14 protein-coding genes are annotated in these 17,016 nt (G+C 72.9%); 9 read left to right on the top strand and 5 right to left on the bottom strand.

The features are described 5' to 3' along the window. Positions 1-129: 129 nt before the first annotated feature. Complete coding sequence (locus J5X86_RS37550; protein WP_208521145.1) at positions 130-1,146, top strand: small ribosomal subunit Rsm22 family protein; 1,017 nt, start codon at positions 130-132, stop codon at positions 1,144-1,146. A 435-nt stretch (positions 1,147-1,581) separates the two neighbouring features. On the opposite strand, the gene J5X86_RS37545 is transcribed toward J5X86_RS37550, so the two are convergent. The 3 genes from J5X86_RS37545 to J5X86_RS37535 all read right to left on the bottom strand — a co-directional run bounded on the left by J5X86_RS37545 (position 1,582) and on the right by J5X86_RS37535 (position 5,438). After that, positions 1,582-2,913 (bottom strand): cytochrome P450, encoded by a 1,332-nt coding sequence (locus tag J5X86_RS37545; protein WP_208521144.1) that lies wholly within the window; start codon positions 2,911-2,913, stop codon positions 1,582-1,584. 120 nt (positions 2,914-3,033) lie between these two features. Continuing rightward, complete coding sequence (locus J5X86_RS37540; RefSeq protein WP_308124845.1) at positions 3,034-4,038, bottom strand: serine hydrolase domain-containing protein; 1,005 nt, start codon at positions 4,036-4,038, stop codon at positions 3,034-3,036. A 59-nt stretch (positions 4,039-4,097) separates the two neighbouring features. Continuing rightward, positions 4,098-5,438 (bottom strand): multidrug effflux MFS transporter, encoded by a 1,341-nt coding sequence (locus J5X86_RS37535; protein WP_208521143.1) that lies wholly within the window; start codon positions 5,436-5,438, stop codon positions 4,098-4,100. A 91-nt stretch (positions 5,439-5,529) separates the two neighbouring features. Here J5X86_RS37535 and J5X86_RS37530 point away from each other — a divergent pair, with 91 nt between their 5' ends. Beyond that, positions 5,530-6,543, top strand: a complete 1,014-nt coding sequence (locus J5X86_RS37530) for a Gfo/Idh/MocA family protein (RefSeq protein WP_208521142.1) — start codon at positions 5,530-5,532, stop codon at positions 6,541-6,543. A 78-nt stretch (positions 6,544-6,621) separates the two neighbouring features. On the opposite strand, the gene J5X86_RS37525 is transcribed toward J5X86_RS37530, so the two are convergent. Then, a complete protein-coding gene (locus J5X86_RS37525; RefSeq protein WP_208521141.1) occupies positions 6,622-8,244 on the bottom strand; it encodes an alkaline phosphatase in 1,623 nt (540 codons plus the stop codon). Positions 8,245-8,417: 173 nt separating this feature from the next. On the opposite strand from J5X86_RS37525, the gene J5X86_RS37520 reads away from it, so the two are divergent. The 3 genes from J5X86_RS37520 (at position 8,418) to J5X86_RS37510 (ending at position 11,119) form a co-directional block, all read left to right on the top strand. Beyond that, positions 8,418-9,191 carry an SDR family oxidoreductase gene (locus J5X86_RS37520; RefSeq protein WP_208521140.1) on the top strand — a complete coding sequence of 258 codons (774 nt, stop codon included), beginning with the start codon at positions 8,418-8,420 and terminating at the stop codon, positions 9,189-9,191. A gap of 252 nt (positions 9,192-9,443) precedes the next feature. Then, positions 9,444-10,058 (top strand): hypothetical protein, encoded by a 615-nt coding sequence (locus tag J5X86_RS37515; RefSeq protein ID WP_208521139.1) that lies wholly within the window; start codon positions 9,444-9,446, stop codon positions 10,056-10,058. A 221-nt stretch (positions 10,059-10,279) separates the two neighbouring features. Beyond that, positions 10,280-11,119, top strand: coding sequence for a glycosyltransferase family 2 protein (locus J5X86_RS37510; protein WP_243982489.1), 840 nt, complete (start codon positions 10,280-10,282; stop codon positions 11,117-11,119). Positions 11,120-11,170: 51 nt separating this feature from the next. Here J5X86_RS37510 and J5X86_RS37505 read toward each other — a convergent pair whose 3' ends face one another. Continuing rightward, positions 11,171-11,791 carry a TetR/AcrR family transcriptional regulator gene (locus J5X86_RS37505; RefSeq protein ID WP_208521138.1) on the bottom strand — a complete coding sequence of 207 codons (621 nt, stop codon included), beginning with the start codon at positions 11,789-11,791 and terminating at the stop codon, positions 11,171-11,173. Between the two features lie 173 nt (positions 11,792-11,964). Between J5X86_RS37505 and J5X86_RS37500 the strand changes: the two genes are divergently transcribed. The 4 genes from J5X86_RS37500 to J5X86_RS37485 form a co-directional block, all read left to right on the top strand. Then, positions 11,965-13,023, top strand: a complete 1,059-nt coding sequence (locus tag J5X86_RS37500; protein ID WP_208521137.1) for a DMT family transporter — start codon at positions 11,965-11,967, stop codon at positions 13,021-13,023. 42 nt (positions 13,024-13,065) lie between these two features. Continuing rightward, positions 13,066-14,268: a PP2C family protein-serine/threonine phosphatase gene (locus J5X86_RS37495; RefSeq protein WP_208521136.1), complete on the top strand. Its 1,203-nt coding sequence runs from the start codon at positions 13,066-13,068 to the stop codon at positions 14,266-14,268. Between the two features lie 19 nt (positions 14,269-14,287). Then, positions 14,288-16,741 (top strand): SpoIIE family protein phosphatase, encoded by a 2,454-nt coding sequence (locus J5X86_RS37490; RefSeq protein WP_208521135.1) that lies wholly within the window; start codon positions 14,288-14,290, stop codon positions 16,739-16,741. A gap of 174 nt (positions 16,742-16,915) precedes the next feature. Beyond that, positions 16,916-17,016 (top strand): Hsp70 family protein (locus J5X86_RS37485; RefSeq protein ID WP_208521227.1); only part of this gene is annotated, 101 nt, incomplete at its 3' end.

Raw genomic sequence — 17,016 nt, 5'->3', positions numbered from 1 at the left:
GGAGGCGGTCCTGGGGGCAGCGGACCGCGCGGGAGGTTCCCGGCCCAGGCGGCGAGGGCGCCGCCCAGGGGCAGCGCGGCCCCCGCCCAGGCGCCGAAGGCGCCCCCTCCCGCCGGTAGAATCCGCCGAATGCACGCCCCCGACGCCGCCCTCACCGACGAGACGCCGCAGACCGCGCTCGCCGGCCTGCTCGACGGTCTGCCGCCTCGCCAGGCGGCCCAGGCGGTCGACCGGCTGATCGGCCACTACCGGGGGCGCACCCCGACCGACGCGCCCGTGCTGCGCGACCGCTCCGACGTCGCCGCCTACGCCGCGTACCGGATGCCCGCGACCTTCGAGGCCGTGCGCGCCGCCCTCGCCGCCTTCCGCGCCCGGACGCCCGCATGGGCCCCGGCCTCGCATATCGACATCGGCGGCGGTACGGGCGCGGCGAGCTGGGCGGTGGCCGCCACCTGGCCGCGCGACGGGCACACCACCACCGTCCTGGACTGGGCCGAGCCCGCGCTGGCCCTGGGCCGCGAGCTGGCCGGGCAGGCGCCCTCCGAAGCGCTGCGCACCGCCCGCTGGCAGCGCCGGGCCATCGGCGACGGGCTCGCGCTGCCGGACGGGACCGACCTGGTCACCGTCAGTTATGTGCTGGGCGAGCTGACCGAGGCCGACCGGAAGGCCGTGGTGGCCGAGGCGGCGCGCGCGGCCCAGGCCGTGGTGCTGATCGAACCGGGCACCCCGGACGGCTATCTGCGGATCCGCGAGGCGCGGGACCGGCTGCTGGCGGCCGGGCTGCGGATCGTCGCCCCCTGCCCGCACGGCGCGGCCTGCCCGATCGAGCCCGGCGCCGACTGGTGCCACTTCGCCGCCCGGGTCCGCCGCTCCTCCCTCCACCGGCAGGTCAAGGGCGGTTCGCTGCCGTACGAGGACGAGAAGTTCAGCTATGTCGCGGCCGTACGGTTCGACGCCGCGCCCGCCGGGGCGCGGGTGGTGCGCCGCCCGCAGATTCGCAAGGGCCAGGTGCTGCTGGACCTGTGCGCCCCGGAGGACGGGCTGGGCCGCACCACGGTGACCAAGCGTCAGGGGCCGCTGTACCGGGCCGCCCGCGATGTCTCCTGGGGCGATGTCTGGCCACCCGAGGAGGAGCCACCCCGCTAGGCGCTCCGCCGGGAGTGCCCGGATCTACCGTCGACCGTCCGCGGCGCCGTGGCCGCTCGCGCCCACGCGGCGGAGCCACACATCGACCCACCCCCGCGCCCCTTCAGGGCACGCTCCTACGGGGTGTCCGGGTGGTCTTTCCCCTCCCCGCCCCTTCCCGCTACCAAGGGCTTCGTCCCTGGACCCCGGGGCCTGCGGCGGAGCCGCAGTTGCGGAAGCCCGCCGCAGGCATCAAGAACCGTCGGACGCCGCCTTCCCGGCGGCCGGTGCGGCGGGCTGTTCCCCGCCCCGCCCCTTCCCGCAGCATCGATATGCGGCTCGGCCGCGTGGCTGGGGCTCCGCCCCAGACTCCGGGGTCTGGGGCGGAGCCCCAGTTGTGGGAAGAGGCGGGGAGGGGACAGCCCGCCGCAGGCGTCACCATCCGCCGGACACCAGTTAGCCCCCGGCCGGTGCGGGGGTGAAAGTGACCGGGAGGGAGACCAGGCAGCGGTACCAGAGGGAGTCCATCCACTGGAGCTCATCGGGCTCGACCGCCAGCTCCAGATCCGGGACCCGGTCGAGCAGCACCTCGATCGCCGTCTCCGAGATGACCTTGCCCAGGTCGGGCGCGCCCGCCGGGCATCCGTAGTCGCCGCCGGTGAAGGACACATAGGAGTTGTTCCCGGCGTAGCCCGCCTTGGTGTCGGGCCACAGCAGCGGGTCCGCGTTGGCGGCGGCGAGGCCGAGGACGAGGAGGTCACCGGCGCGGATGCGCTGGTCCCCGAGCATGGTGTCCCGGGTGGCGAAGCGCCCGATGACGTTCTGGAGGGGCGAGTCCGCCCACAGCACCTCGTTCATGGCCTCGCCGATGCTGCGGCGGTTGCCCGCGAGGGTCATGGTGAACTTGTGCTCGGTGAGCATCAGCCGGACGGTGTTGCCGATCCAGTAGGACGTGGCGGGCATGCCCGCGGCCATCATCACCATCAGGTCCCCGACCAGTTGCTCGTCGGTGAGGTCCGGGGAGTTCCGGATGAACCGGGAGGTGACGTCCGGGCCCGGCTCCTCGCGCTTGGCGGCCACCAGCCGCCGCACCACCTCGGCTGCCCGCTGCTGGGCCGCCATGGCCTCGTCGTTGGAGAGCAGCGAGACGGTCACCGCTTCCGCCATGTACTCCAGCTCGTCCTCGGGCAGGCCGAACATCTGGCCCATGGCGAGGGCGGGCACCGAGTAGACGTAGTCGAAGACCAGGTCCGCCTTGCCGCTGCCGACGAACTTGTCGATCAGCGAGTCGGCGAAGCGCTCGCAGTGCCGGCGCAGCTCGAAGGGGTCGACGGAGGCGAGGGCGTCGCTGACGGCCGCCGAGCGCCGCCGGTGCTCGTCCCCCTCCGTGAAGTGGATCATGGGGCTGTGGGCCACCCAGGGCATGAGGGGCCAGTCGGACGGCACCTCGTCCCAGCGGTTCCAGCGGCGCGAATCGCGGCCGTAGGTCTCGACGTCGGTGACGACCTGACGTATCTCGCGATAGCCGAGGACGAGCCAGGCGGGGACGTCGGACTCCAGCAGGACCGGGGCGACCTGCCCGTGGTCGCGCCGCATCCGCTCATAGCTCTCGGCCGGATTCCGCAGGTACCGCTCCCCGTACAGCAGTGCGGGGCCGTCATAGGAGGGGTCGGCGTGGGCGGGGCAGCCGGGGGGCGGCACCTCCGGGCCCGGGTCGCCGGACGCGTCCTCGGCGCCCGGTGGGGCCTGGGGGTCCGGAGAGTCCTGCGGGTCCTGGAGATTCGTCACAGAGGTCTTCCTCATGGCGGTGGAGCAGCGCGGCCGTCCGGGGGTACACGGCAGTGGCAAAGGTTAACCAAGCGAACGGATCAGGCCAACTGTCCTGACACCACCGGCTGGTGAGGCAGGTCAGCCCACCGCCCGCGCCAGCGCCGTCGCCGCCGCCGCGCGGGGCGCGCTGTCGCCGGGGCGGCGGCGCGGATGCACGGTGGTGGCGAGCAGCACCAGATAGACCCCGCGGGCCCGGTCCACGACCAGGCTCGTGCCGGTGAAGCCGGTGTGTCCCGCGGCGCCGCGCCCCGCCAACTCGCCCATGAACCACGGCTGGTCGACCTCGAAGCCCAGCCCCGGCGCGGTCAGCATCAGCTCGGTGGACTCCGGCGACAGTACGGGCCCGCCACCGGCCAGCAGCGCCCGGCACAGCACCGCCAGGTCCCCGGCGGTCGAGAAGAGCCCGGCATGGCCCGCGACCCCGCCCAGCGCCCATGCGTTCTCGTCGTGCACCACGCCCCGCAGCATCCCCCGGTCCACCTTGCCCCAGGGCCGCCGCTGGTCCTCGGTGGCCGCGATCCGGGGCAGCCAGGAGGAGGGCGGGCGGAAGCGGGTGTCGGCCATGCCCAGCGGGCCGGTGACCGTCTCCTGGACGAGCCGGTCCAGCCCACGCCCCGCGGTCCGCTCCAGCACCCGCTGCAGCAGCAGGAAGTTGAGGTCGGAGTAGCGGCGGGCGGTGCCGGGCGGGGTGACCGGCGGCTCGGCCGCGAGCCGGGCCAGCCGCCGTTCCACCCCGTCCTCCTCGTACAGCGGCAGTTCGGGAATCAGCCCCGAGGTGTGGGTGAGGAGCTGCCGCACGGTGATGCCGTGCTCGGCGGCGGCCGTGCACTCCGGGGCGTACGCGGCGACCCGCCCGTCCAGCGCGATCAGCCCGCGCTCGGCGGCCCGCAGCGCCACGATCGTGGTGCACAGCTTGGTGAGCGAGGCGAGGTCGAAGAGGGTGTCGCGGCGCACCGGCACCCACCGCTCGCGCGGCAGCTCCACGCCCCGGTCGGCCCGCTCGTCGTACGCCGCGTAGCGCACCGCCCAGCCGAAGGACTCCTCGGCCAGCGGGCCCGATGCGGTCCCGGCGGCCAGTGCCACCCCCGAACACCAAGGGCGCTCCCCCTCGGGAAGCGCCCTGACGATCTCCAGCAGCCGGGTCAGACCACGGTCACGCTCTGCTTTGTACGTCGCTGCCACGGACGGCAGAGTCCCATGAAGCAGGCGATGGCCGCGAGCGCGCAGACGAGCTGGACGACGGCCATCGGCACCGCCGTGGTCTCCCCCGCGATCCCCACCAGCGGGGAGGCGACGGCGCCCAGCAGGAAGGTGGAGGTGCCCAGCAGCGCGGAGGCGGAACCGGCGGCGTGCGGGGTGCGGTTCAGGGCCTGGGCGTTGGTGTTCGGCATGGCCAGGCCCATCGCGGACATCAGCACGAACAGGCTCCCCGCCACCGGCACGAGACCGGCCTTCCCGAAGACCCCGGAGGCCAGCACGAGCAGCGCGGCCGCCGCGACGGTGATCACGACCAGCCCGACCATCAGCACCTTGTCCATGCTGACCCGGCCGACCAGCACCCGGCCGTTGAGCTGACCGGTGGCGATCAGGCCGATCGAGTTCAGCCCGAAGAGCAGGCTGAAGGTCTGCGGTGAGGCGCCGTAGATCTCCTGGACGATGAAGGACGACCCGGCGACATAGGCGAAGAGCGCCGCGAAGGCGAAGCTGCCCGCGAGCATGTAGCCGGTGAAGACGCGGTCGGCGAGCAGCCCGCGCATGGTGCGCAGGGTCTGGCCGAGCCCTCCGTCCTGGCGCCGCTCGGGCGGCAGCGTCTCCCCCAGCCACCGCCAGACCACGAGGGTGAGCAGGGTGCCGATCACGGTGAGCACCGCGAAGACGCCGCGCCAGTCGGTGAAGCGGAGGATCTGGCCGCCGATGAGCGGGGCCACGATCGGCGCCACCCCCGAGATCAGCATCAGGGTGGAGAAGAAGCGGGCCATCGCGATGCCGTCGTAGAGGTCCCGGACGACGGCGCGGGCGATCACGATGCCGGCCGCGCCCGCGAGCCCCTGGAGCAGCCGGAAGCCGATGAGCAGCCCGGCGGTGGGGGCGAAGGCGCAGATGGCGGTGGCGATGACGTAGATCACCATGCCGATGAGCAGCGGACGGCGGCGCCCCCACCGGTCGCTCATCGGGCCGACGGCGAGCTGGCCGAGCGCCATGCCCATCAGGCAGGCGGTGAGGGTGAGCTGGGCGGTGGCGGCCGTGCTGTGGAACCCGTCGGTGACCGCCGGCAGGGCCGGCAGGTACATGTCCATGGACAGCGGCGGGAGTGCGGTGAGCCCGCCGAGGATCAGGGTGACGAGGAGGCTCGTACGGCGCTGCGCGGTGAGCCCGGGAGGGGCGGCAGCGGAGGTGCGGGAGGCGGCGGAGGTGTCGGGGATCAAGGTTCCGGGCCGGTCGGCCCGGGTGGGAGCGGCGGCCGGTTGGCCGGGCTGCTGCATGCGTACCTTCCATGAGTCGTTGATGCGTCTCTATGCTCTCAGCAATTCGAATGGGGTCGAACTCCTGTGGACAGGGGGGAACGGGGTCGGGATGGCCGGGACAAGCGGGTCAAGGGCCGTGCGGTGGGGGATTCTGGCGACCGGTGGGATCGCCGCCTCGTTCACCACGGATCTGTTGGAGATGGCGGACGCGCAGGTCATCGCGGTCGGCTCGCGCCGGCCGGAGTCGGCCAAGCGGTTCGCGGAGCGGTTCGGGATATCCCGCGCCTACGGCGGCTGGGCGGAGCTGGCCGCCGATGACGACATCGATGTGATCTATGTCGCCACTCCGCACTCGGCCCATCGGGAGGCGGCCGGACTGTGTCTGGAGGCGGGGCGGGCGGTGCTGTGCGAGAAGCCGTTCACGCTCAATGTCCGGCAGGCCGAGGAGCTGGTGGGCCTCGCCCGGGCCCGGGGCCGCTTCCTGATGGAGGCGATGTGGACGTACTGCGATCCGGTCGTCCGCCGGATGACCGAGCTGGTCCACGACGGCGCGATCGGCGAGGTCCGGGCGGTCCACGCGGACTTCGGGCTGCCCGGCCCGATCGACCCGGACCACCGGCTGCGCGATCCGGCGCTGGGCGGCGGCGCCCTGCTGGACCTCGGCGTCTATCCGGTGTCCTTCGCGCAGTTGCTGCTCGGCGAACCGGACGAGATACGGGCGGTGGGACAGCTCTCCCCCGAGGGCGTGGATGTGAACACGGGCCTGGCGCTGGGCTGGGACAGCGGGGCGGTGGCGCTGCTCTCCTGCTCGATCACCGCGGATACGCCGATGACGGCGGCGGTGACGGGCACGGCGGGCCGGATCGAGTTCCCGCGCGGCTTCTTCCACCCCGAGCGCTTCGTGCTGCACCGGCCCGGCCGGGATCCGGAGGAGATCATGGCCGTGGACGGGCTGCGCTCCTACCAGCGGGAGGCGGCGGAGGTGATGCGCTGCCTGCGCGCGGGCGAGACGGAGTCTCCGCTGGTGCCGCTGGACGGCACCCTGGCGGTGATGCGCACCCTGGACGCGGCGCGGGAGCGGCTCGGGGTGCGGTATCCGGGCGAGGACGAGGGCGTGGTGTGACGAGGTGTGAGGACGAGGTACGAGGGGTGACCCGGGCGGGCCCGGCGCTTGGGGTGCGCGCCGGGCCCCGCCCGTTCGTCAGACCTGCTTCAGGCCGGGGTTCCCGGCCTCGCTGACGAACGACGCCGCCGTGGTGAGCGGCGCGCCCGGGGTGGTGACCGCGGAGACGGTCTTGTAGTCGGCCTGTGCCCGCTCCTCGTCCAGCGAGACCGTCACATAGCCGCGCCGGCCGTTGTAGAACTTCATATGCGGGTTGGCGGCCATGTAGGTGGCCCAGTTGTCGGGCTTGTCGGCGCCGTCCTTGCCGCTGCTGACGGATGTGCCGACGAACTCCACGCCCAGGGTCCGGGAGCCCGGGTCGTCGAAGTCCTTCTTGATGTCGAAGGCGTAGTGCACATGCACATCGCCGGTGAGCACCACGAAGTTCTCCAGGCCCGCCTGCTCGACACCGGCCAGGATCCGCTCCCGGGAGGCGGGGTAGCCGTCCCAGGAGTCCATGGAGAGCTGGGAGCGCGCGGCCGTGGTGTTCTTCCGCTGGGAGAAGGTGACCTGCTGCGGCAGTACGTTCCAGGTGGCGGTGGAGCTCTGGAAGCCACTCAGCAGCCAGCGCTCCTGGGCGCTGCCGGTGAGGGTGCGCGCGGGGTCCTCGGACTCCGGGCCGGGGTACTGCCAGCCGTCGCCGTACGCCTGGTTGGAGCGGTACTGCCGGGTGTCGAGGATGTCGAACTGGGCCAGCTTGCCGTAGTGGAAGCGGCGGTAGAGCCGCATATCGGCGCCGTCCGGCTGCTGCGGCATCCGCAGCGGCATGTTCTCCCAGTACGCCCGGTAGGCGGCGGCGCGGCGGATCAGGAACTCGTCCGAGGGGCCGCCGTTCTCGTCGATGTCGTCGGCGTAGTTGTTCTCGGTCTCGTGGTCGTCCCATGTGACGAACCAGGGGAAGGCGGCGTGGGCGGCCTGGAGGTCCTCGTCGGACTTGTAGAGCGCGTAGCGCAGCCGGTAGTCCTCGAGGGTCATCGTCTCGGCGTTGAACACCGCGGGGAGGGTGCGGTCGGTGTACTTGCGGGCGCCGCCCACGGCGTTGACCGCGTACTCGTACTGGTAGTCGCCCACGTGGAAGACGGCGTCCAGGTCCTCGTCCGCCAGGTGGCGGTAGGCGGTGAAGTAGCCGTCGTGGTACGCCTGGCAGGACACCAGGCCGAAGCGCACGTCCCGGACCTTGGCGCCCAGGCCGGGGGTGGTGCGGGTGCGGCCCACCGGGCTGGTCCAGTTCCCGGCCCGGAAGCGGTACCAGTAGACGCGGTCCGGCTCGAGCCCGCCCGCGTCCACGTGCACCGTGTAGTTGAACTCGGCGTGCGCGGAGGTGGTCCCCCGGCGGGCGACGCGCTGGAACTTCTCGTCGCGGGCGATCTCCCAGTCGACCTTGACGGTGCCCTCTTCGGGCAGCCCGTTGCCGGGCTCGTACGGGCGGGGCGCCAGCCTGGTCCACAGCACGACCGCGCCGGGCAGCGGGTCGCCGGAGGCCACGCCGAGGGTGAAGGGGTTGTCGGCGAGCGCGCGCGGAGACACCTGCGCGGCGTGGGCGCTGGGCAGATTGGTGGTGAACGCGAGCGCGGCGGCGGCCCCGGTGACGGTGAGGAAGCGGCGGCGTCCCGGACGTGCGGCAGCGTCCCGTATGGCCTGCTGGTGCGAGTCGTGTGCCATGTGCTCTCCCCTGGCTCGTGGCGTCAGAGGAATTGCAGTGTCGGGGGACGGCCGGCCGCTTGCGTGCACCCGACATCGATATGACCGCTGGGTGAGGTCCGTTGCCGGAAGGGACCATTGCGGCGAATCGACTCCTCCACACGGCGAACTGACGTGGCGTACGCTGCGGCGCCATGAGCGACGGTCGTGTGTCGGTGGTGTCGAGAGTGGCGGTGGTGACGGGCGCGGGCTCCGGGGTCGGCCGGGCGGTGGCGCTCGAACTCCTGGAGGCGGGCTGGTCGGTGGTGCTGGCGGGGCGCCGCGAGGAGGCGCTGACCGAGACGGCGCGGCTGGCCGGTGGCGGTCCCCCGGCCCCCGTGGTGCCGACGGATGTGGCCAGGCCGGAGCGGGTGGAGGCGCTCTTCGCATCGGTGCGGGAGCGGTTCGGACGGCTCGATCTGCTGTTCAACAACGCGGGGAGCTTCGGCCCGCGCGGCGTGACCCTGGCGGACCTGGCCTACGAGGACTGGCGGTCGGTCGTGGACACCAACCTGACGGGCGCGTTCCTGTGCGCCCAGGCGGCGTTCCGGCTGATGCGGGATCAGGAGCCACAAGGCGGGCGGATCATCAACAACGGCTCCATCTCGGCGCACGCGCCCAGGCCGGACAGTGTGGCGTACACCGCCACCAAGCACGCCATCACGGGGCTCACCAAGTCGCTGTCGCTGGACGGGCGGCGGTACCGCATCGCCTGCGGGCAGATCGACATCGGCAACGCGGCGACCGAGATGACGGAGCGGATGTCCGCCGGTGTACCGCAGGCGAACGGGGAAGTGGCGGTCGAGCCCGTGATGGACGTCGCGGACGTGGCGCGCACGGTCCGGCATATGGCGTCGCTGCCGCTGGAGGCCAACGTGCAGTTCGCGACGGTCATGGCGACGGCGATGCCGTACATCGGCCGCGGCTGACGGATGAGGGTTCGTCACCCGTCCTAGATAACCCTCCAATTGTGGAGATAATGTGAGGATGCGGGCAATTCACTCCATCGGCACAGCGGCTCCGACGCCACGGCCGACACACCCGCTCACCCACCCCCGGACCGGCACCCTCTCCCGCCCCCGGGCTGTTCGACGCCCGCTCCATATGGCAGGGTCGATTCCCACCGCGCCACACCTTTCACCACCGCCCCACGACCGCCATCCGAACGAAGAGAGACCGCCGTGCGTTCTCTGCCGCTCACCTTGGTCGCCCGCCTGCTGCCCGTCGCCGTCCTCGCCGCCGCGGGGGTGGCCATGACGACGTCGGACGACTCGGACGCGGGCGCCACCCCGGCGGGCCCCTCCCCGCAGACCTCGGCCCCGGCCACCGGCGCCGCCGCGCCGCGCTACGCCAAGCCGCCCGCGGAGGCGTGCGCCACCCTCCCCGAGTCGATGATCAAGGACCTGGTGCCGGGCGCCAAAGCGGCCGGGAACGAGCTGAAGTCCAGCGACCTCAACCGCCGCACGGGCTGCTCCTGGCACGCCCTGGACGACTTCGAATACCGCTGGCTGGACATCGCCTACGACGTCAAGAGCACCGCGGGGAAGAAGAGCGGGAGCGAGGGCGGCAGCGCGGTGCCCGGCCTCGGCGACGACGCGTCGGTGACCGAGAAGACCACCGAGGACGACGACCAGGGCATACGCGAGGCCGTGGTGACGGTCCACCAGGACAACGCCACGGTCACCGTGACCTACAACGGCGGCGACTTCGAGAGCCACAAGGCCGCCGACGGCGATGCGATCCGTAAGGGCGCCATCAGCGCGGCCAAGAAGGCCCTCTCCGCGCTCGACGGCTGATCGTTCCGCTCAGTCTCGTTGTTCCGCTCGGTCTTTGTGTTCCGCTCGGTCTTTTTGTTCCGCTCACCCTTTGAGGTCGGCGGCTCAGTCCTTGATGAACATCAGCCGTACGGAAGTGCCCTTCCGGGTGAACGGATACGATCGCGGGCATCGCACCCGAGCTCTGGAGTCCCATCGTGTCCGCCGCCTCCGAACCACGCCTGGGTATCGCCGTCCTGACCATGGGCAACCGGCCCACAGAGGTGGCCGCCCTGCTGGAGTCGGTCGCGAAGCAGGACGTGCCCCCGGCCCGCATCGTGGTCGTCGGCAACGGCTCCCCGCTCCCGGAGTTCCCCGCCGAGGTGACCGCGGTCGAGCTGGCGGAGAACCTCGGCGTCTCGGGCGGCCGTAATGTCGCCTGGCGGCGGCTGCGCGACTTCGGCGACGTGGACGTCGTCATCGACCTCGACGACGACGGACTGCTGGTCGACGCCGACGTCTTCCGCAGGGTGCGCGATCTGTACGCCGAGGACCCGCGCCTGGGCATCGTGAGCTTCCGCATCGCCGACGAGACGGGCGAGACCCAGCGCCGCCACGTACCCCGGCTGCGCGCCTCCGATCCGATGCGCGGCGGCGAGGTGACCACCTTCCTCGGCGGCGGCCACGCCCTGTCGGTGGCGATGCTGGAGCAGATCGGCGGCTGGCCGGACGCGTTCTTCTTCACCCATGAGGAGACCGACCTCGCCTGGCGGGCGCTCGACGCGCGCTGGAAGGTCCTCTACGCCCCCGAGCTGCTGCTTCAGCACCCCAGGACCTCCCCCGCCCGGCACGCCGTCTACCACCGGATGACCGCCCGCAACCGGGTCTGGCTGGCCCGCCGCCATCTGCCGCTGCCGCTGGTCCCGCTCTATCTCGGCACCTGGACGCTGCTCACGCTCGCCCGCACCCGCTCCCTGACGGGGCTGCGGGCCTGGGCGGGCGGCTTTCTGGAGGGGCTGCGCACCTCCTGCGGCAAGCGCCGCCCGATGCGCTGGCGCACGGTATGGCACATGACCAAACTCGGCCGCCCACCCGTGATCTGATGGGCTGACGGATCGATGGACCGAAGGCGCCCGGTGGCGTGACCGGCGGCCCTACGGGGCCAGCCCGAGGGCGGGGAAGACCGACGCTTCGAGGAAGCGCGTCAGATAGTCGCGGTCGGCGAAGCGGCCCTCCAGCAGATGGCGGACCCGCATCGCGCCGATGAGCTGGGTGGGGACGAACTCGACGGCGGGGTTGTCCGCGGCCACCTCGCCGCGCTCCACGCCCCGGCGAACCATCGCCTGGATCGTCTTCACCTCGTGCTCGATCAGCGCGGCGCGCAGCGCCTGCAGCAGATCGGGGTCCTGCAGCGCGGCGTGCCCAACGGCGTACACCAGCGCCGTGTCACCGCCGCACACCTCCCGCGCCTCCCCCACCGCCGCCGCGACGGCGCGCAGATCGCCCGCGAGGGAGCCGGTGTCGATGCCCTCCAGCGCGAAGGGGCGCTTGCACGAGCGCAGCGCGGCGACGACGAGCTGGGGCTTGCTGCACCACTGCCGGTAGAGGGTGGAGCGGCTGGCGCGGGTGCGGGCGGCGACCGCCTCGATGGTGAGGGCCTCGTAGCCGCCCTCCTGGAGCAGATCGAGGACTGCCTGGTAGAACTCCTGCTCCCGCTCGGGGCTGATCTTGGAACGGCGCTGCGGCGCGGCCGTCTCCGAGCCTTGCGTCGCCATGGCTCTCCTCCTCGGTCACCGGACTCCGGCCCCCCGACCACGCAGTGTACCGACACATCGGCGTACCGATACACCCATGTACCGATACAGCTCAGAACCGGTACACTCTCGTATCGATACGTTTGTGTGCCGATGGCGCCAGACAGAGAGGCGCCCAGAGAAAGGCACGGTGGATGAACCCGACCGTCATAGCCGTCGCGCTCGCGCTCGCCTCGGCCGTCGCCTACGCGACCGCCGCGGTGGCCCAGGAGCGGCTGGCCGCCGGCGGGCGGCCGGGCCGTATGCCGGGACTGCTGCTGCGCGGCGCCTGGTGGGGTGCCGTCGGACTCAACTCCACCGGTGCCCTGCTGCATGTGGCCGCGCTGCGGTACGGACCGCTCACCCTGGTCCAGCCGCTCGGCGCGCTGACCCTGGTCGCGGCCGTCCCGCTGGGCGCGCGGCTCGCGGGGCGGCGGGTGGCCCGGACCGAATGGCGGGGCGTGGCCCTCGCTCTGCTCGGCCTCGGCGCCCTGCTGCCGGTCACCGCCGGGGAGACCCCGCGCGACACGCTCAGCCTGCCGCAGGCGGTCGCGCTCGCGGGCGTCGTCCTGGTGTTCATCGCGCTGTGCGTCCGGCCGGGGCGCGGGGAGCGCGGGATGTCGGGCCGGGGTCTGCGGTACGCCACCGCGTCCGGGGTCGCCTCGGGCGTCGCCTCGGCGCTCACCCAGACCCTCACCGTCGCGCTCGCCGACTCCCACGCGCCCGGGGCGGCCCTGGTGTCCTGGCGGACCGTGATCGTGGCCGTCCTGGTCGCGGTCTTCGCCGTGAGTGGTCTGCTGCTGGCCCAGAGCGCCTACGGCAGCGGCCTCGGCGCACCGCTCGCCACCCTGACCCTCGCCAACCCGGTGGCGGCCGCCGCCATCGGGATCGTCCTGCTGGACGAGCGCTTCCGGGGCGGCCCGGCGGGCTGGGCCCTGGCCGCCGCCGGCGCGGCGGCGGCGGCCCGTGGCGTGGTCCTGCTCTCCCGGGCCCCCCAGGCGAGCACGGACGTGCGCGGGGACGCCGTGGCCGTACGGGAGGCCGCCGCGACCGTACGGCGGGCCACCGCACGCGAGGCAGCCGCCGTACCGGAGAGCCGCGCACCCGATGAGACCCTGCGCGAGCCCGCCGCCGTCCCCCGGGAACCCGTGCGGGAACCGGCGCGGGAAGCCGTGCGCGAGTCGGCGCGGGAGCCGGTGCCCACGCCCCCGTGATCGTCCGGGCGCCGGGCGGCCCGCCGCCGTAAGGTGGACCGCATGGTGGACGCGAGCGTGTCGACCTCGGCCGAGACCGCTGAGCAGTCGCTGGACGAGTTGCTCCGGGCGTCCCACGAGGCTTCACCCGCGGAGCTTCCGGGAGCCCTGGACCGCTACACCGCGGCCATGCACATGGGCCATGCGGTCGTCTACCTGATCGACCTCCAGCAGCGGCTGCTGATACCGCTCGACGAGGACGTATCGCGCCTGGACCTCGACGACTCCCTGGCCGGATTCGCCTACCGGACCAGCACCGTGCGGGTCAAGGAGGACAACGGGGGCGGGCTGGACGTCTGGCTGCCGCTGATGAACGGCGCGGAGCGGCTGGGGATGCTGAAGCTGCGGATGGACTCCCTGGACGGGCTCACGCTCTGGCGCTGCCGGACGCTGGCCTCCCTCCTCTCCCTGGTCATCACGTCCAAGCGCACGTCCATCGACACCTTCGCGCGGCGCACCCGGACCCGGACCATGGAGCTGCCCACGGAGATGGTGCGGGCCTTCCTCCCGCCGCGTTCGATCGGCACCGGCCGGGTGATCTCGACGGCCGTTCTGGAGCCCGCGTACGAGCTGGGCGGCGATGCCTTCGACCATTCGTTCACCGAGGACGTCCTGCACGCCACGATCCTCGACGCCATGGGCCACGATCTGGCGTCCGGGCTGACCACCTCCGTGGCGATGGCGGGCAGCCGCAACGCCCGGCGCACCGGCGCCGACCTGGCGGAGCTGGTCACCACCGTGGACGAGGCCCTGGCCAAATGGCTTCCGGACCAGTTCTGCACGGGCGTCTTCCTCCGGCTGCATATGCCGAGCGGGGCGCTGCGCTGGTCCAACTGCGGCCATCCCGCCCCACTGGTCATCCGCCGCCAACGGCTGCTGGACAAGGAGCTGGAGCGGTCCTCAGAACCGCCACTGGGGCTGCCCACGCGGCTGTCGGAGGCCCCCCGCCGGATCCATGAGACGGCCCTGGAGCCCGGCGACCGGATCCTGCTGTACACCGACGGGGTCGTGGAGTCGCGCGACGCGGGAGGCGAGCAGTTCGGCCTGGAGCGCTTCGCCGACCACATCATCCGCTCGACGGCCGCCGGGGAGAACGCCCCCGAGGTGCTCCGGCTGCTCATCCACGCCATCCTCGACCACGGGCACAGCCAACTCAGCGACGACGCCACGATTTTGATGATCGAGTGGCAGCCGCCGGATCCCTGAGCCGTCGAGGCGATATCCGATGACGCCCCCCGACCCCGCCACCCGCCGCGTCCGGCCGAACCCCCCGCCCGGCGCCCCCGACCTGGCCACGGCCACGGTCGACGACCACGGCGTGGTGACCGGGTGGAGCGAGGGCGCTTGGCGGCTGCTGGGCTATCGCGCCGAGGACGTCGTAGGGCGGTCGGCGGGCGAGCTGCGCGCGGAGAAGACCCTCGGGGACGCCGCGGGCGGCGCCGGGCCGTGCCTGGCGGACGAGCCCCGGTGGAGCGGACAGGTGGCGCTGTGCCACCGGGACGGCCATCGGGTGGAGGTCGAGCTGCTGGCCCAGCGCGGCCCGGTGGGCGATGGATCCGCGGGCTGGCTGCTGGTCTCCGCCGCGCCCCGGGAGCCGCTCCCCCGGGAGCCGCTCCCCCCGGAACCGCTCTCCCAGGAGCCTGGCGCACCGGTGGACCGCGCGTTCGCCCAGTGCCCGTGCGTCCTTGCGCTCTTCGACACCGAGCTGCGGCTGTCGCGGGCCAACGCCGATATGCAGGCCGCCACCGCCCGCGGCGAGGACCAGATGCGCGGGCTGCGGCTGACGGAGCTGGTGGGCCGCGGGGAGAGCGAGCGGGTCGAGCGGGCCATGCGGGAGGTGCTGGAGAGCGGCGAACGGCTCGAACTGGACACGCATCTGCGGGGGCCGGGCGAGAGCCATGAGCACGCCTGGTCGGTCTCCCTGGCCCCGCTGACGGACCGGTCCGGCGGGCTGTGCGGCGTGTGCTTCGCGGCCCGCGACACCACCGCCGAGCAGGAGGCCCGGCAGCGGCTGCTGCTGCTCAACGAGGCGGGGGAGCGGCTGGGCGACACCTTGGACATGGACCGGATCGCCCAGGATCTGGCCGAGGTGGCGGTCCCCCGGCTCGCCGACTTCACCAGCGTCGATCTGCTCACCTTCCTCCACCACGGCGACGAGCCCCCGGAGGGGCCGCTGCGCGGGCCCATCATCCTGCGCCGCGTGGCCCACCGGTCGGTCCTGGAGGGCGTCCCGGAGGCGGTGGTCGACATCGGGGGCGTGGCCACCCACCCCAAGTACTCCCCCACCGCGGAGTGTCTGATCGAGGGCCGGGCCGTGCGGTGCGAGGTGACGGAGCCCCTGCTGGCGCGGTGGGAGGCCAAGGATCCCAGCCGGGCCGCCCGGATCCGCGAGCACGGGATGCATTCGGTGATCGTGGCGCCGTTGCGCGCCCGCGGGGTCACCCTCGGTGCCGCCTTCTTCGCCCGCCACCGCACCCCGGTGCCCTTCTCCGAGGACGACGTCCTGCTGGCCGAGGCGCTCACCTCCCGGGCAGCCGTCTGTGTCGACAACGCCCGTCGCTATCTGCGGGAACGCGTGACGGCCGAGACCCTGCAGCGCAGCCTGCTGCCGCAGGGGATGCCCGACCTGACGGCGCTGGAGCTCGCCTCGCGCTATCTGCCCTCGGGCGCCGGGGCCGGGGTGGGCGGCGACTGGTTCGACGCGATTCCGCTGTCCGGCGCCCGCGCCGCCGTGGTGGTCGGCGATGTCGTGGGCCGTGGCGTCGAGGCGGCCGCCACCATGGGACGGCTGCGCACCGCCGTACGCACCCTGGCCGATATCGATCTGCCGCCCGGTGAGCTGCTGACCCACCTCGACGACCTGGTCACCCGGCTGTCTGCGGACGAGAAACCCGAGAGCTTCGGGCCGTTCGGCGCCACCTGTGTGTACGCGGTCTACGACCCGGTCTCCCGCCACTGCACCATGGCCGCGGCGGGCCATCCCGCACCGCTGGTGGTCGGCCCGGAGGGCACCGCCGATCCGCTCGATCTGCCCATCGGTCCGCCGCTGGGGCTGGGCGGGCTGCCCTTCGAGGTCATGGAGACGGAGCTGCCCGAGGGCAGTCTGCTCGCCCTGTACACCAACGGTCTGGTCGACGGCCGCGACCGCGAGATCGGCGAGGGGCTGGAGACGCTGCGCGAGGTCCTGAGCCGGCCCGCCCCGTCCCTGGAGGCGCTCTGCGACAACGTCCTGCGGGCCCTGCTCCCGGTCAGTCCCGACGACGACATCGCGCTGCTCCTCGCCCGCACCCGGCCGCTCCCCGCCGACCGGGTCACCACCTGGGACATCCCCGCGGACGCGGCCGCCGTCGCCGAGGCCCGCCGGAACACCACCCGGCAACTGCTGGCCTGGGGTCTTGAGGAGACGCTCTTCACCACCGAGCTGATCGTCAGCGAACTGGTCACCAACGCGATCCGCTACGGCCGCCCGCCCATCCGGCTGCGCCTGATCCGCGACCGCGGCCTCATCTGCGAGGTCTCCGACGCCAGCAGCACGGCGCCCCATCTGCGCCGGGCCCGGGTCTTCGACGAGGGCGGCCGCGGTCTGATGCTGGTCGCCCAGATGGCGACGCGCTGGGGCACCCGGCAGGGCGCGGACGGCAAGACGATCTGGGTGGAGCAGGACCTCTCCCCGGACTGACCACGGATGCCCTGTCCCGTGGGTGCACTCGGGACGCCGATTTTCGACCCCCGGGCACTGGACCGGCAGCGGTCTGATTTGTCACCATTTGCCTAGAGGGCCCGCTAACCGATCCCGCTCCCGCGGCCGACCGGGCGCTGAGCCCAGCCCGTGGCCGCCTCGGAAGGAGTTGCCATGGCCAAGGCAGTCGGAATCGACCTGGGCACCACCAACTCGGTGATCGCCGTGTGGGAAGGCGGTGAGTCCTCGGTCGTTCCGAACTCCGAGGGAAACCG

Source organism: Streptomyces sp. NEAU-YJ-81 (assembly GCF_017592595.1).
GTDB classification, from domain to species: Bacteria; Actinomycetota; Actinomycetes; order Streptomycetales; family Streptomycetaceae; genus Streptomyces; species Streptomyces hygroscopicus_B.
This window is presented reverse-complemented; position numbering and strand designations above follow the sequence as displayed.

Bases quoted from the DNA above. Each gene is read 5' to 3' on its own strand.
- J5X86_RS37520 (WP_208521140.1), top strand. From the start codon at position 8,418: ATGAGCGACGGTCGTGTGTCGGTGGTGTCGAGAGTGGCGGTGGTGACG.
- J5X86_RS37550 (WP_208521145.1), top strand. From the start codon at position 130: ATGCACGCCCCCGACGCCGCCCTCACCGACGAGACGCCGCAGACCGCG.
- J5X86_RS37535 (WP_208521143.1), bottom strand. From the start codon at position 5,438: ATGCAGCAGCCCGGCCAACCGGCCGCCGCTCCCACCCGGGCCGACCGG.
- J5X86_RS37490 (WP_208521135.1), top strand. From the start codon at position 14,288: ATGACGCCCCCCGACCCCGCCACCCGCCGCGTCCGGCCGAACCCCCCG.
- J5X86_RS37525 (WP_208521141.1), bottom strand. From the start codon at position 8,244: ATGGCACACGACTCGCACCAGCAGGCCATACGGGACGCTGCCGCACGT.
- J5X86_RS37495 (WP_208521136.1), top strand. From the start codon at position 13,066: ATGGTGGACGCGAGCGTGTCGACCTCGGCCGAGACCGCTGAGCAGTCG.
- J5X86_RS37505 (WP_208521138.1), bottom strand. From the start codon at position 11,791: ATGGCGACGCAAGGCTCGGAGACGGCCGCGCCGCAGCGCCGTTCCAAG.
- J5X86_RS37500 (WP_208521137.1), top strand. From the start codon at position 11,965: ATGAACCCGACCGTCATAGCCGTCGCGCTCGCGCTCGCCTCGGCCGTC.
- J5X86_RS37510 (WP_243982489.1), top strand. From the start codon at position 10,280: ATGGGCAACCGGCCCACAGAGGTGGCCGCCCTGCTGGAGTCGGTCGCG.
- J5X86_RS37530 (WP_208521142.1), top strand. From the start codon at position 5,530: ATGGCCGGGACAAGCGGGTCAAGGGCCGTGCGGTGGGGGATTCTGGCG.